Annotated in this window: 14 protein-coding genes and 1 tRNA gene; 9 read left to right on the plus strand and 6 right to left on the minus strand. The window is 73.3% G+C overall.

From position 1 onward, the window contains the following. Positions 1-8 precede the first annotated feature (8 nt). A complete protein-coding gene (locus ACWGPE_RS08970) occupies positions 9-416 on the plus strand; it encodes a dehydrogenase (protein ID WP_231430030.1) in 408 nt (135 codons plus the stop codon). Between the two features lie 315 nt (positions 417-731). Here the strand turns inward: ACWGPE_RS08970 and radA are convergent, their stop codons facing one another. After that, the gene (gene radA / locus ACWGPE_RS08975; protein WP_231430031.1) at positions 732-2,096 is read right to left on the minus strand and encodes a DNA repair protein RadA; all 1,365 of its coding nucleotides are present in this window, start codon (positions 2,094-2,096) and stop codon (positions 732-734) included. Between the two features lie 175 nt (positions 2,097-2,271). Between radA and ACWGPE_RS08980 the strand changes: the two genes are divergently transcribed. The 3 genes from ACWGPE_RS08980 to ACWGPE_RS08990 all read left to right on the plus strand — a co-directional run bounded on the left by ACWGPE_RS08980 (position 2,272) and on the right by ACWGPE_RS08990 (position 4,252). Next, complete coding sequence (locus tag ACWGPE_RS08980; protein WP_452048532.1) at positions 2,272-3,495, plus strand: NAD(P)-binding domain-containing protein; 1,224 nt, start codon at positions 2,272-2,274, stop codon at positions 3,493-3,495. A gap of 48 nt (positions 3,496-3,543) precedes the next feature. Then, positions 3,544-3,634: transfer RNA gene (locus ACWGPE_RS08985), tRNA-Ser, on the plus strand. A 69-nt stretch (positions 3,635-3,703) separates the two neighbouring features. After that, entirely contained in the window at positions 3,704-4,252 is a 549-nt protein-coding gene (locus ACWGPE_RS08990; RefSeq protein WP_452048533.1) for a GNAT family N-acetyltransferase, read from the plus strand. A 21-nt stretch (positions 4,253-4,273) separates the two neighbouring features. Here the strand turns inward: ACWGPE_RS08990 and ACWGPE_RS08995 are convergent, their stop codons facing one another. Then, positions 4,274-5,356: a DNA polymerase IV gene (locus ACWGPE_RS08995; protein ID WP_452048534.1), complete on the minus strand. Its 1,083-nt coding sequence runs from the start codon at positions 5,354-5,356 to the stop codon at positions 4,274-4,276. A 96-nt stretch (positions 5,357-5,452) separates the two neighbouring features. Between ACWGPE_RS08995 and ACWGPE_RS09000 the strand changes: the two genes are divergently transcribed. The 3 genes from ACWGPE_RS09000 to ACWGPE_RS09010 all read left to right on the plus strand — a co-directional run bounded on the left by ACWGPE_RS09000 (position 5,453) and on the right by ACWGPE_RS09010 (position 7,091). Then, on the plus strand, positions 5,453-5,746 hold the full coding sequence (locus tag ACWGPE_RS09000) for a DUF6412 domain-containing protein (protein WP_231430034.1): 294 nt from the start codon (positions 5,453-5,455) through the stop codon (positions 5,744-5,746). 194 nt (positions 5,747-5,940) lie between these two features. After that, on the plus strand, positions 5,941-6,723 hold the full coding sequence (locus tag ACWGPE_RS09005; RefSeq protein ID WP_231430035.1) for a YidC/Oxa1 family membrane protein insertase: 783 nt from the start codon (positions 5,941-5,943) through the stop codon (positions 6,721-6,723). A 95-nt stretch (positions 6,724-6,818) separates the two neighbouring features. After that, complete coding sequence (locus tag ACWGPE_RS09010) at positions 6,819-7,091, plus strand: GlsB/YeaQ/YmgE family stress response membrane protein (RefSeq protein WP_231430036.1); 273 nt, start codon at positions 6,819-6,821, stop codon at positions 7,089-7,091. Positions 7,092-7,179: 88 nt separating this feature from the next. On the opposite strand, the gene ACWGPE_RS09015 is transcribed toward ACWGPE_RS09010, so the two are convergent. Further along, complete coding sequence (locus tag ACWGPE_RS09015; protein WP_452048535.1) at positions 7,180-7,923, minus strand: glutamine amidotransferase; 744 nt, start codon at positions 7,921-7,923, stop codon at positions 7,180-7,182. Further along, positions 7,920-8,630 (minus strand): LysR family substrate-binding domain-containing protein, encoded by a 711-nt coding sequence (locus ACWGPE_RS09020; protein WP_452048536.1) that lies wholly within the window; start codon positions 8,628-8,630, stop codon positions 7,920-7,922. Before ACWGPE_RS09020 ends, ACWGPE_RS09015 begins: the two co-directional genes overlap by 4 nt. 152 nt (positions 8,631-8,782) lie before the next feature. Between ACWGPE_RS09020 and ACWGPE_RS09025 the strand changes: the two genes are divergently transcribed. Beyond that, positions 8,783-9,151: a DUF5997 family protein gene (locus tag ACWGPE_RS09025; RefSeq protein ID WP_231432269.1), complete on the plus strand. Its 369-nt coding sequence runs from the start codon at positions 8,783-8,785 to the stop codon at positions 9,149-9,151. A gap of 1 nt (position 9,152) precedes the next feature. Here the strand turns inward: ACWGPE_RS09025 and ACWGPE_RS09030 are convergent, their stop codons facing one another. Together ACWGPE_RS09030 and ACWGPE_RS09035 are read right to left on the minus strand one after the other, a co-directional pair. Next, entirely contained in the window at positions 9,153-9,800 is a 648-nt protein-coding gene (locus ACWGPE_RS09030) for an alpha/beta hydrolase (RefSeq protein WP_452048537.1), read from the minus strand. Beyond that, positions 9,797-10,555, minus strand: a complete 759-nt coding sequence (locus ACWGPE_RS09035) for a FadR/GntR family transcriptional regulator (protein WP_231430040.1) — start codon at positions 10,553-10,555, stop codon at positions 9,797-9,799. Before ACWGPE_RS09035 ends, ACWGPE_RS09030 begins: the two co-directional genes overlap by 4 nt. 125 nt (positions 10,556-10,680) lie before the next feature. On the opposite strand from ACWGPE_RS09035, the gene ACWGPE_RS09040 reads away from it, so the two are divergent. Beyond that, the gene (locus ACWGPE_RS09040; RefSeq protein WP_231430041.1) at positions 10,681-12,117 is read left to right on the plus strand and encodes a GntP family permease; all 1,437 of its coding nucleotides are present in this window, start codon (positions 10,681-10,683) and stop codon (positions 12,115-12,117) included.

Consider the following 12,117-nt stretch of genomic DNA (forward strand, 5'->3'; position numbering starts at 1 on the left):
TGGAAGGCATGGCAGGCAAGGCGAAGAAGAAGGCGAAGCCGCCGGTCGAGTTCCGCTCGCAGGCGCTCGCCGAGGCGCTCGAACGGCAGGACATGGCGGCCGTCGCCCTCGCACTGCGCAACGGCAACACGGTCGTGCCGCTCATCAAGCCGGGTCCGCGCGACAGGCCGCTCGACGGCGGCGAGGTGTGGACGTACCGCGACCCGAACACCGGTGAGGTCGCGCTGCTGCTCTTCAGCGACGCGGTGAACAAGCCGGCGAACCTGCCGCCCGCGGTCGGCCTGCACAGCCCCGCCTGGCTGCGCGGGTTCCTCAAGCGCCACGAGTCGACGATCACGACGGTGTTCCTCGACATCGCCGGGCCGCATCCCATGCAGGCATCGCCCGCCGAGCTGCTGCGCGCACTCGAGGTCTGACGCGGCTTCTCGAAGTTGCAGGATGAGCGGGTCGGTGGCCCCGTATGCACGGGTGCCCGCCGAATAGTCCTGCAACTCCTTGCGGGGAGCCCCGGCCTCCGGCACGCTGCGTGCCCCGGAGATCCGAGTGGCTCGAAGTTGCAGGATGAGCGGGCCGGCGGCCCCGTCTGCACGGGTGCCCGCCGAATAGTCCTGCAACTCCGAGCAGGAGCACCCCGCATCCGGGATGGTGCCGACCGACCGACCGACCGACCGACCGACCGCGCGCCGGCCGAGTCGGGTGAGACCCGGCGAACTCCCGGTGCCGACGACGCGTCAGAACGCCGCGTCGAGCTCGCGCTGGCGGGAGTCGGTCGACGCGAGCATCGCCCGGGCGACGGCGGCGCGAACGCTGCCGGCCTCGACGTCGAGGATCGTCGTGTAGCCCAGACGGCGAGCCTCGGCGGTGCGCTGCTTCGCGGCGGTCACCGGCCGCACCTCGCCGGCGAGGCTGATCTCGCCGAAGGCGGCCAGCTCGTGCGGCACCGCGGCGTCGCGCATGGCCGAGGCGATGGCGACGGCGATCGCGAGGTCGGCACCCGGCTCGGCGAGCCGCACGCCGCCGACCGTCGACACGTACACGTCGTGCTCGCCGAGTGCCTTGAGCCCGGCGCGCCGCTCGAGCACCGCGATGATCATCGCCACGCGTGACGGGTCGACGCCGTTGACGACGCGACGCGGCTGCGGGGCCTTCGTCGCGACGACGAGCGCCTGCACCTCGACGGGCAGCGCGCGGCGGCCCTCGAGCGCGACCGTCACGCACGTGCCGCTCACCTCGCGTCGCCCGGTCGAGCGGAACAGCCCCGACGGGTCGGGCACCTCGGCGATGCCCTCGCCCGTCATCTCGAAGCAGCCGACCTCATCGGTGGGACCGAACCGGTTCTTGAGCGCGCGCACGAAGCGCAGCGCCGTCTGCCGGTCGCCTTCGAACTGGCAGACGACGTCGACGAGGTGCTCGAGCAGGCGCGGCCCCGCGATCGAGCCGTCTTTCGTGACATGGCCGACGAGCAGCAGCGGCAGTTGCCGCTCTTTCGCGACCCGGATGAGCGTGGAGGCGACCTCGCGGACCTGGCTCGGCTGCCCCGGCAGGCCGTCGGAGAGCGACGACGAGACGGTCTGCACCGAGTCGACGATGAGGAGCTCGGGCGAGGTCGCATCGATCTGGCCGAGGATCGTCGCCAGGTCGGTCTCGGCGGCGAGGTAGAGCTCGCCGTGCAGCGCACCGGTGCGACCCGCCCGCAGGCGGACCTGGGCCGTCGACTCTTCGGCGGTCACGTAGAGCACCCGGCGGCCGGTGGCCGCGACCCGGGCGGCGACCTCGAGCAGCAGGGTCGACTTGCCGACGCCGGGCTCGCCCGAGAGCAGGATGGCCGCCCCTGCGACGATGCCCCCGCCGAGCACGCGGTCGAACTCGCCGATGCCGCTCGGCCGGTGCGCCGCGTCGGTGGTCTCGACCTCGACGATGGGCCGGGCCGAGCGCGCCTCGCCGACCTTCACGGCCTGCAGCCCGCGCACGATGCCGGTCTGTTCGGCCGCGTCGACGACGGTGCCCCACTGCTGGCACTCGACGCAGCGGCCGACCCACTTGACGGTGGTCCACCCGCACTCGGTGCAGCGGAAGGAGGAGGTGGGGCGGGCCATGCCCAGAGACTACCCGTGGCCGCCGACACCACCCGTGCGAACGGCCGCCGCAGCGAAGGGCCGACGCAGCAGGCCGACGCAGCAGGCCGCCCGCCGCGGATCGCCGCCGCGGCGGGCCGCGCACCTCCCGATCGGGGGAGTCGCGGCTCGTCGCCCGCGGGCGTACCGTCGAGACATGCGAGCCGACGTCGACGTGCTCGTGATCGGTGCGGGCCAGGCGGGCCTCGCGATGAGCCACGAACTCACCGCCGAGGGCGTGGAGCACGTCGTGCTCGACAGCGAGACGGTCGGCAGCACGTGGGCCGATCGGTGGGACTCGTTCCACCTCGTGACCCCGAACCACTTCATCCGGCTGCCGGGCGGCGAGTACCACGGGCCGTACGGCTCGGGCTACCTGTCGCGCGACGAGGTCATCGCGCACCTGCAGCGGTACGCCGCCTCGTTCGACGCGCCCGTCGAGGAGCATCGCCCGGTGACCGCGCTCCGCCTCGACGGCGACGACGCCTTGGTCGCCGACACCCCGGCCGGAGGCATCCGCGCCCGCCGTGTCGTCGTCGCGACCGGCGCCTACCAGCACGAGCGGCGCCCGGCGTGGGCGCAGGAGCTCGCGCATCGGATGCCCGTGCTCGGCTCGACGGACTACCGGTCGCCCGACGACGTGCCCGACGACCTGCCCGACGGCGTCGTGCTCGTCGTCGGCGGCGGGCAGAGTGCGGCGCAGCTGGCCGACGAGCTCTTCGCCGCCGGCCGGGAGGTCGTGATGGCGGCGGGATCCGCCCCGGCGATCCCGCGGAGGGTCGCCGGCCGCGACGGCATCGACTGGCTCGAGGCGGCCGGCTTCTTCGAGCAGACGCTCGCCGACCAGCCCTCGGTCGCCGTGCGGGTCGCTGCGAATCCGCTCGTGACCGGCAACCACGGCGGTCAGGACCTCAACCTGCGCACGCTCGCCGACGAGGGCGTGCACCTCTGCGGCCGCGTGCTCGGCATCGACGGCGATCGGCTCGTCGTGGCCGACGACCTCGCCGCCTCCGTCGCGAAGGGCGACGAGGCCTATCGCCAGGTCTGGCAGGCGGCCACTGCGATCTCGGCCGGGTGGGGCCTGCCCGGCCCGGAGGAGCTGCCCGCCGATCCGCCTGCTCCCGTGGCGGTCGCGCCGCCACGGCTGGCCAGGGTCGCCGCAGTGATCGTCGCGTGCGGCTACCGACCCGACTACGGCTGGATCGAGCTCGACGGCGTCACCGACGAACACGGGTTCCCGGTGCAGGAGGGCGGGCGCAGCCCTCGCTTGTCCCGGCTGTGGTTCATCGGCGTGCCATGGATGACGACCCGCCGGTCGCCGCTGCTCATGGGCGTCGGTGCGGACGCGACCGCGATCGCCCGCGCGATCGCCGCGGCGTGAGGCGCCCTCGTTTTGGTACTGGGCCCGTCGTCGTCTACTATCGATCCCGGTGACGTGTCCGAGCGGCCGAAGGTGCAACTCTCGAAAAGTTGTGTAGGGTAACCCCCTACCGTGGGTTCAAATCCCACCGTCACCGCCACCGAACCCCGCGATCGCAAGGTCGCGGGGTTCGTCGTTTCAGCGTGAGTCGTGAACGCGGGAGGCGCGGATGCTCGAACCGGTCGAACTCGACGGCGGGGTCGTGATGCGCCTGCTCGCACCCGGCGACGGCCCCGCGCTCGCCGCGGCCTACGAGCGCAATCGTGAGCACCTCGCACCGTGGGAGCCCCTGCGCACCCCCGAGTTCTTCACGACGTCATGGCATGAACGGGATGTCGCGGGCGCGGTGCTCCGGCTCGAGGCGGGCGCCCTCATTCCCCTCGTCCTCGCCGCAGGCGACGAGGGCGCAGAGATCGTCGGCCGCGTGAACCTCTCCGACCTCGTGCGCGGCGTCTTCCAGAACGCCCACCTCGGGTACTGGGTCGACGGCCGGCTCACCGGACAGGGCCTTGCGACGACCGCAGTCGGCATCGCGCTGCACCACGCTCGCGCGGCCGGCCTGCACCGGGTGCAGGCCGGCACCCTCGTGCACAACCTCGCCTCGCAGCGGGTGCTCGAGCGCAACGGCTTCGAGCGGTTCGGGCTCGCCCGGCGCTACCTCCGCATCGCGGGCGAGTGGCAGGACCACGTGCTGTTCGAGCGGCTGCTCGAGGACTGAGCAGGCGACGGCCGAGCGCGCTCACCACCCGCTGCGCGTCGGCGTGTGCCCCTCCCGGGCCTCCTCCGGCATCGGCATCTCGAGGCGCAGGCCGAGCAGGCGAACGGCCCGTCCGGGCTCGATGCGGTCGCCGGCGAGCGCCTCGACGCTCGCGAGGGCGACGTCGCGATCGCCGGTCGTCGCGATCCTGCGTTGGTGCGTCGTCGTGATGAACGGGGCGTACCGCACCTTCAGGGTGACGCCGATGACGGGTCGTCCCTCGGCGACGATGTCGGCCCACACCTGCTCGAAGAGCGCGTGCAGGGCCGCGTCGACCTCGGCCGGGTCGGTGAGGTCGCGCTGGTAGGTCGTCTCGCGACTGTGCCCGCGGGCCACCCATGGCGTGTCGTCGACGACGCGGGAGCCCTCCCCGCGCCCGAGCTCGCCGTACCAGGGCCCCATCCGCGGGCCGAACTCGGCGGCGAGCACCTCGGGGTCGGCAGCGGCGAGCTCGGCCACCGTCGTGATGCCGTGCCCGGCGAGCCGACGCGAGATCTTGGCGCCCACGCCCCAGAGGTCCCGCGTGGGGCGCTGCCCCATGACCTCGAGCCAGTTGTCGGCCGTCAGCCGGAACACCCCGCGCGGCTTGCCGAACCCGGTCGCGACCTTCGCCCGCACGAGCGTGTCGCCGATGCCGACGCTGCAGTGCAGGGCCGTGCGGTCGAGCACCGCCTGCTGCAGGCGGCGTGCGTAGGCCTCGGGGTCGTCGAGCTCGACGCCGACGAATGCCTCGTCCCAGCCGAGCACCTGCACGGTGGCGCCCGGCTGCGACCGGAGCGTCGACATCACCTCGTCGGAGGCGGCGAGGTACGCCTCGGCGTCGACCGGCAGGATGACGGCATCCGGAACCTTGCGCGCGGCGATGCGCAGCGGCATCCCCGACCCGACGCCGTACTCGCGCGCCTCGTACGAGGCGGTCGACACCACCGCGCGCTCGGTCGGGTCGCCGCGCCCGCCCACGATCACCGGCCGCCCGGCGAGTTCGGGGCGGCGCAGGACCTCGACCGCTGCGATGAACTGGTCGAGGTCGACGTGCAGCACCCACGGGCGCACGGGCCGGGTCACCCCGCCAGTCTGCCGCCTCGCAGCCGCCGGGTGTTAGCGTTGATCGCGTCCCGCCCACGTCGGAGGGCGGGCACGATCGATGAGGGGAGCGCCGCCGTGATCGAGCTGATCGCCGAGCTCTTCCGCTACCTCCAGGCCTCGCTCGAGCTCGCGCTCGCGTCGAACGCGACGCTCGCGGTGCTGCTCGTGGGCGTCGTCGGTGCCGCCGCGCTCGCGGTGGTCGTGCTCGCGGTCCGGGCGCTGCCCGCGCTCGTCGCGGCGGACGCCTCGGGGGCCGCTCGACGCCTGCGGCAGACCGCCGATCCGGGTGCGCTGCTCTCGCAGAGCGACCCCGACGCCCCAGGACGAGCACGGCCGAGGGCACCGGGCCGCGGCCTCGCGGCCGCGTAGCGCGCGACGATCGAACGCCCGCCGACCGCGGGCGGGCCTGCCGACGGCGACCCGCCGACGGTCGGCGACCCCACCGGCGGCGACCCGCCGTGGGCGGACGACCGGACGGATGACTCGTCGACCGGTGGCACGACGTCGCAGCGTCCGCGCGGCCAGACGGAACCCAGTTTCCTCGACCGCGAACGGATCACACCTTGGACCTCTACAGCTTTCCTCCCATCGCCGCGCTCCTCGACGGAGCGCACGACCTCCTCATCGGCCTGGCCGACCTGCTCGAGCCGCTGATCGGCGTCGCGAGCGCGGCGGCGGCGATCGTCCTCGTCACGCTGCTCGTGCGTGCGGCGCTCATCCCCGTCGGCGTCTCGCAGGCGAAGGCCGAGCAGGGCCGGGCCCGGCTCGCGCCGAAGCTCGCCGCCCTGCAGCGCCGGTTCGCGAAGCAGCCCGAGCGACTCCAGCGCGAGATGATGGCGCTCTACCGCGACGAGGGCACGTCGCCCCTCGCGGGCTGCCTGCCCATGCTGGCGCAGGCACCCGTCGTGGGCGTGATCTACGCCCTGTTCGTGCTGCAGGCGATCGCCGGTCACCCGAACGCGCTGCTGCAGCACACGCTGGCGGGCGTGCCCCTCGGCTCGAGCCTCGCGGGGATGCTCACGGTCGGCACGCTCACCCCGTCGGCGCTCGCCGTGTTCGCGATCGTCGTCGTCTCGATCGCCCTCGTCGGCGAGACGACACGGCGGGTGTTCCGCGCACCGGTGTCGACGGCGCCGCCGGCCGGGCGCGTCCCCGGCGAGGCATCCGCGTCACCGCTCGCGAACCCCGCCGCCGTGCGGATGCTCGGCCTGCTGCAGTACGCGACCGCCGTGGTCGCGATGTTCGTTCCGCTCGCGGCCGCGCTCTACCTGCTCGTCACCGTCGCGTGGACGCTCGGGCAGCGCATGGTGCTCCGGCGCGCGTATCCGCTGCCCGAGCCGGCGTGACCGCACCGATACCGTGTCGGCGCCGCGCCGCACAAGCCCTTGCCGCGCGTCGCCCGCGGTGGTTCGGTTGAGGCATCCGAATCGAAGGAGCTGCCATGAGTTTCCTCGCTTTCCTGGTGCTCGGCCTCATCGCCGGCGCCATCGCCAAGCTGATCCTGCCCGGCAAGCAGGGCGGCGGCTGGTTCGTCACGCTGCTGCTCGGCGTCGTCGGCGCCCTGCTGGGAGGCTGGCTGGGCAGCCTCATCCTCAACCGCCCCCTGACGGAGTTCTGGGATCTCGGCACGTGGCTGCTCGCCATCGCCGGGTCGATCGTCGTGCTGCTGATCTGGGGCCTCATCACCCGGGGCAACAGCAAGAGCACCGCCTGACGAGGCGCGGGCCGGTCGCCGACCGGCCCGGTCACCGGGTCGACGAGGTGGATGCCTCCAGCGGCATGCGTCTCGTCGGCCCGGTCGGTCAGCGCGCGTCGGCGAGCTCGACGAAGCGCGCCAGCAGGCGCTGCGGTTCGGTCACGGATGCCTCGGCGAGGCGCCGCGAGACCTCGCGCAGTTCGCTCGCCGGGAAGTAGCCGTGGTGCCGGTACACCTGCGCCCGCGCGATGAAGTCGTCGGTCGTGACCTCGGGGTGGAACTGGGTCGCGTACACGCTCGGGCCCACCCGGTAGATCTGCACCGGGCAGCCCGCCGACGACGCGAGGAGGACCGCGTCGGCCGGCAGGAGCTCGGTCGACTCCTTGTGGCCGACGAGCGCGTCGAAGCGGCCGGGCAGCGTACCGACGAGCGGGTCGGCCACGCCGTCGGCGGTGAGCGCGATCTCGACGGCGGCGGCGTTCTCGCCGTACCGGGTGCCGACGCGTCCGCCGAGCACGCGGGTCAGCACGCCGATGCCGTAGCAGGTGAACATCACGGGGAACCCGATGTCGAGGGCGCGCTCCGCCAGGGCGGCGAGCTCCGCCTCGACCCGCTGCTGGACGGGATGCTTGTGCTCCTCGGGGGTCGTCACGTTGTACGGGCTGCCGCCGACGACGATGCCCGCGAACGCGTCGAGGCGCACCTCGCCGAGCGGTTCGACGTCGAGGCGGTGGTGCTCGAGCCGGCCGGCATCGAGGCGCATCGCACGGCGCACCGACTCGTACTCGGGCCCGACGGCCTCGACCTCGGGGCGGGCGGAGAGGAAGAGGAACGGCTTCGGCGCGGTCATCGGCCACGCCGCCGATGCCGCTGCTTGGCCCCCTGACCGGTGCGCGGTGCGGCCCGCCCGGACGCGGCCTTGCCGCCCTTCGCTCCGCCGGCCTTTCCGCCCCTGCCGTCGGCGGCGCGCCGCTCGGCGGCCGCGAGCTTGGCCGCCTTCGCCGGCTTCATCGTCGGCGCCTCGTCGCCCCGCGAGCTGCGCACGCCGCGTCCGCGCACGACGCCGACGAACTCCTGGATGTCGTCGTCGTCGCGTTCGACCCGCCAGACGAGGGCGATGCGGGTGGAGGTGCCGTCGGAGAGCGGGATCGCCACGACGTCGCGCCGGTGGTGGAGCCTCGCGATCGAGTGCGGCACGATCGCATAGCCGGTACCGGCGGCGACGAGTTCGAGGGTCGTGGCGGGGTCGGTCTGCACCGGGGCGACCGGCTCGCCGCCGAGGTCGGCGAGCGACAGCTCCGCCTCCTCGGCGAAGGCGTGGTCCTTCGGGAGCACCACGACCGCGAGCTCCTCCCAGAGCGGGATGAGGTGCAAGCCGTCGGCATCGACCGGCAGCCGGACGAATGCGAGGTCGACCTCGCCCGAGCGCAGCCGGTCGAGCTGCACGGACTCGTCGACCCTGGCGGCCTCGAGGGGCAGGTCGGCACGTCGCTCGCCCCAGGCTCGCAGCCACTTCGACGGGGAGACGCCCGCGACGTAGTCGAGTCGCAACGCCATGTCGCCCCCTGTTCGCCGTCGTGCCGGCACGCGTCGTCCCGCGTGCCGGTGCCTCTCAGGCTACCGTCGGCTACGGTTGCAGGGTGAGCGAGAACGAGTCGCCGGCCGCCGAGCCGCGCGAGAAGCAGCCCCGGGCCAAGAAGTCGCAGACCATGAAGGCCGAGACCGCGGCGAAGAAGCTCGGCATCCTGCTCTCCGCCGCGCCCGAGGAGTTCCGCGACCACGCGATCACCCGCGACGAGGTCGACGCGTTGCAGGCCGACCCGCCCGAGTGGCTCGCGACGCTGCGCCGAGAGGGACCGCACCCGCGTCAGGTCGTCGCCGCGAAGCTCGGCGTCTCGAACTCCGGCCTCGCACGCGCGGGCGTCAGCGACGCGCTCACGACGGCCGAGATCAAGGCCCTCCTCGCGGCACCGCCGCAATGGCTCGTCGAGGAGCGCGCGACCCAGGCCGCCGTGCGCGCCGAGAAGCAGCGCGTCGCCGAGCGCGACCGCGAGCGGGCGGCGCGTTCGGCGGAGTAGTTCACGCGGCGTAGCGGTCGCGCAGGAAGCCGGTGAGGTCCGCGAGCTCCGCCTCGGAGACGGAGTGACCGAGGCCCTCGTAGATGCGTGCGTCGACGGTCGCGTGCCCGGGCAGCCAGTCCTGCGTCCGGGCGACGGACGCCGCGGGGATGACCTCGTCGAGGGTGCCGCGACCCCAGAAGACCGGCGGCCGCACCGTCGCGAGCCGGGCGTCGCCGTCGCGCTCGCCGGGCATCGCGAAGCCGGCCAGGATGGCCGCGAACTCGAAGCGCTCGGGTGCGAGGCGCAGGAGCTCGAGGCACAGCGCGCCACCCTGCGAGAAGCCGACGAGACCGACCGGCGTGCCGGGCGCGGCGCGATCGACCCACGCGAGCACCGCTTCGGCGGCTGCCTGCGACTCGGCCTGCTTCGCGGGGGAGTCGTCGTCGATGCGGCCGCGCTCGTCGAAGACCTCGAACCACGCGTAGCCGTACCCTGCGTCGAGCGGCGCGCGCAGCGAGGCGATGACCGGCTGCAGCGGCAGGTACGGCGCGAGGCCGAACAGGTCGCCCTCGTTCGAGTTGTAGCCGTGGAGCAGCACCAGCAGCGGCCGATCGGCGCGGTCGTCGCCGGCGGCCGACCAGAGCACGGCATCGTCGTCGATGATCATCGCCCCTCCTCCGGGGAATCGGTCGCGTCGGCGTCGCCCGGCGTCACGTCCGCGACCGCCTGCACCGCCTGGTCGGCCTCGGAGACGATCGCGGCGAGGGCGCGTTCGGCCTCGTCGGGCCGGCCCTCGGTGATGGCGAACGCGACCTCCTGGTGGAGGCGGAGCGCCGTCGGGTTCGCCTCGTGCGGCATGAGCGCGTGCTGCGTGCGCCCGCGCAGCACCTCGCCCACGACCGGACCGAGGGCGGCGAGGAACGGGTTGCCCGAGGCATCCAGCACCGCGGCGTGGAACGCGACGTCGTGCTCGAGGTAGGGCGCCTCGTCGGCCTCGCGCGCCCGCTCGGTCATGCCCGTGACGGCGGCGATGAGCGCGGTGCGCTGCGCGGGCGCGGCGTGCTCGGCGGCGAGTCGCGCCGCGAGCGGTTCGACCGCGCTGCGCAGCTGGCTGAGCGCATGCAGGGTCTCGATCCGGTCGGGGCCCGCGAGCCGCCACCTGATGAGCCGGGTGGAGTACGGGTTCCAGCGCTCGGGCGGCAGGATCTCGACGCCGGCGCGCCGGCGCACCTCCACGAGGCCCATCGACTCGAGCACGCGCACCACCTCGCGCAGCGCCGAGCGGGAGGCGCCGAAGCGCTCGGCGATGTCGGTCGTCAGGATGCGCGCGCCGGGGGCGAGCCGGCCGGAGACGATGTCCGCGCCCAGCGACTCGATCACCCGCTCGTGCAGGGCGGACGAACCGTTCGGCGAAGCATCCATCCACTGATTATCGCCGAGGCGTCGCTCGAGTGAAATGCCCGGCGTTATAAGGCGTGCCTTGAAATATGCCCTACATATATGTAGAGTCACCTCACCCAGTCCGCCAGACCGAGAAGTTCAGGCCAATGTCCACCGTGCTCTCCACCGCTGCAGCGCTCGTCTCCGCCGCCGATCCCGTCGTCCCGACCACCACGGCGCCCGAATGGCAGCTCATCACCGCCGCACTCGTCGGCATCGCCGTCATCGTCGTGCTCATCACCTGGGTGAAGCTGCACCCCTTCATCTCGCTCATGATCGGCGCCATCGTGACCGGCCTCGTGGCCGGCATGACCGCGGTGCAGACGATCCTGAGCTTCACCAACGGCTTCGGCGCGACCATGGGCGGGGTGGGCGTGCTGATCGCGCTCGGCGCGATCTTCGGCAAGCTGCTCGCCGACTCCGGCGGCGCCGACCGCATCGTCGACACCCTCATCGCGCGCTCGAGCGTGCAGGCGCTGCCCTGGGTCATGGGCGGCGTCGGCGCCCTCATCGGCCTCCCGATGTTCTTCGAGGTCGGCCTCGTGCTGCTCGTGCCCGTCATCATCCTCGTCGCGCGCCGTTCGGGGCTGCCGCTCATGCGCATCGCGATCCCCACGCTCGCGGGCCTCTCGGCGATGCACGGCCTCGTGCCGCCGCACCCCGGGCCCCTCGCCGCGATCGACCTCGTCGGCGCCGACCTCGGCCAGACCCTCCTCTTCGGCGTGATCGTCGCGATCCCGGCCGTCATCATCGCCGGCCCGCTGTTCTCGAAACTCGCCGCCCGCTGGGTGAAGGTCCCGGTGCCCGACCTCTTCGTCACCGCGGAGGACCGCGGCGAGGACGTGTCGTCGAAGCCGCGCCCCTCGTTCGGGGCCGCACTCTTCTGCATCCTGCTGCCGGTCGTGCTCATGCTCGCCTCGTCGCTCGCGAACATCGTCGCTCCGACCTCGGGCGACGCGTGGAAGCTCGTCGTCGACTTCCTCGGCAAGCCGGTCATCGCGCTGCTCCTCGCCGTGCTCGTCGGCATGGTCGTGCTCGGCCGCGGCGGCCGCATGGGGCGCGACGAGATCGCCGCCTCGGTCGGCTCGTCGCTGCCTCCGATCGCGGGCATCCTCCTCATCGTCGGCGCCGGCGGCGGCTTCAAGCAGGTGCTCGTCGACTCGACGATCGGGCAGGTCATCGCCGACGCGATCTCGGGCATCGGCGGCTCCCTCGCCGTCGTGCTCGCCCTCGCCTGGCTCGTCGCCGTGCTCATCCGCGTCGCCACCGGCTCGGCGACCGTCGCCACGATCACGGCCGCCGGCATCCTGCAGCCGCTCGTCGCCGACCTCGACCTCTCGGCCGGTGCGACCTCGCTGCTCGTGCTCGCGATCGGATCGGGCTCGGTCTTCCTCTCGCACGTGAACGACGCCGGGTTCTGGCTCATCAAGGAGTACTTCGGCCTCACGATCGGCCAGACCCTGAAGTCGTGGACCGTGCTCGAGTGCCTCATCTCCCTCGTCGGCCTCGCGGGCGTGCTCGCGCTGAGCCCGTTCGTCGCGTGA

This window comes from Agromyces sp. NPDC055658, assembly GCF_053618155.1.

Excerpts from the sequence above, each read along its gene's own strand:
- radA (WP_231430031.1), bottom strand. The coding sequence starts at position 2,096 with ATGGCCCGCCCCACCTCCTCCTTCCGCTGCACCGAGTGCGGGTGGACC.
- ACWGPE_RS09020 (WP_452048536.1), bottom strand. The coding sequence starts at position 8,630 with ATGGCGTTGCGACTCGACTACGTCGCGGGCGTCTCCCCGTCGAAGTGG.
- ACWGPE_RS09015 (WP_452048535.1), bottom strand. The coding sequence starts at position 7,923 with ATGACCGCGCCGAAGCCGTTCCTCTTCCTCTCCGCCCGCCCCGAGGTC.
- ACWGPE_RS08990 (WP_452048533.1), top strand. The coding sequence starts at position 3,704 with ATGCTCGAACCGGTCGAACTCGACGGCGGGGTCGTGATGCGCCTGCTC.
- ACWGPE_RS09035 (WP_231430040.1), bottom strand. The coding sequence starts at position 10,555 with ATGGATGCTTCGCCGAACGGTTCGTCCGCCCTGCACGAGCGGGTGATC.
- ACWGPE_RS09040 (WP_231430041.1), top strand. The coding sequence starts at position 10,681 with ATGTCCACCGTGCTCTCCACCGCTGCAGCGCTCGTCTCCGCCGCCGAT.
- ACWGPE_RS09025 (WP_231432269.1), top strand. The coding sequence starts at position 8,783 with ATGAAGGCCGAGACCGCGGCGAAGAAGCTCGGCATCCTGCTCTCCGCC.
- ACWGPE_RS09010 (WP_231430036.1), top strand. The coding sequence starts at position 6,819 with ATGAGTTTCCTCGCTTTCCTGGTGCTCGGCCTCATCGCCGGCGCCATC.
- ACWGPE_RS08970 (WP_231430030.1), top strand. The coding sequence starts at position 9 with ATGGCAGGCAAGGCGAAGAAGAAGGCGAAGCCGCCGGTCGAGTTCCGC.
- ACWGPE_RS09030 (WP_452048537.1), bottom strand. The coding sequence starts at position 9,800 with ATGATCATCGACGACGATGCCGTGCTCTGGTCGGCCGCCGGCGACGAC.
- ACWGPE_RS08980 (WP_452048532.1), top strand. The coding sequence starts at position 2,272 with ATGCGAGCCGACGTCGACGTGCTCGTGATCGGTGCGGGCCAGGCGGGC.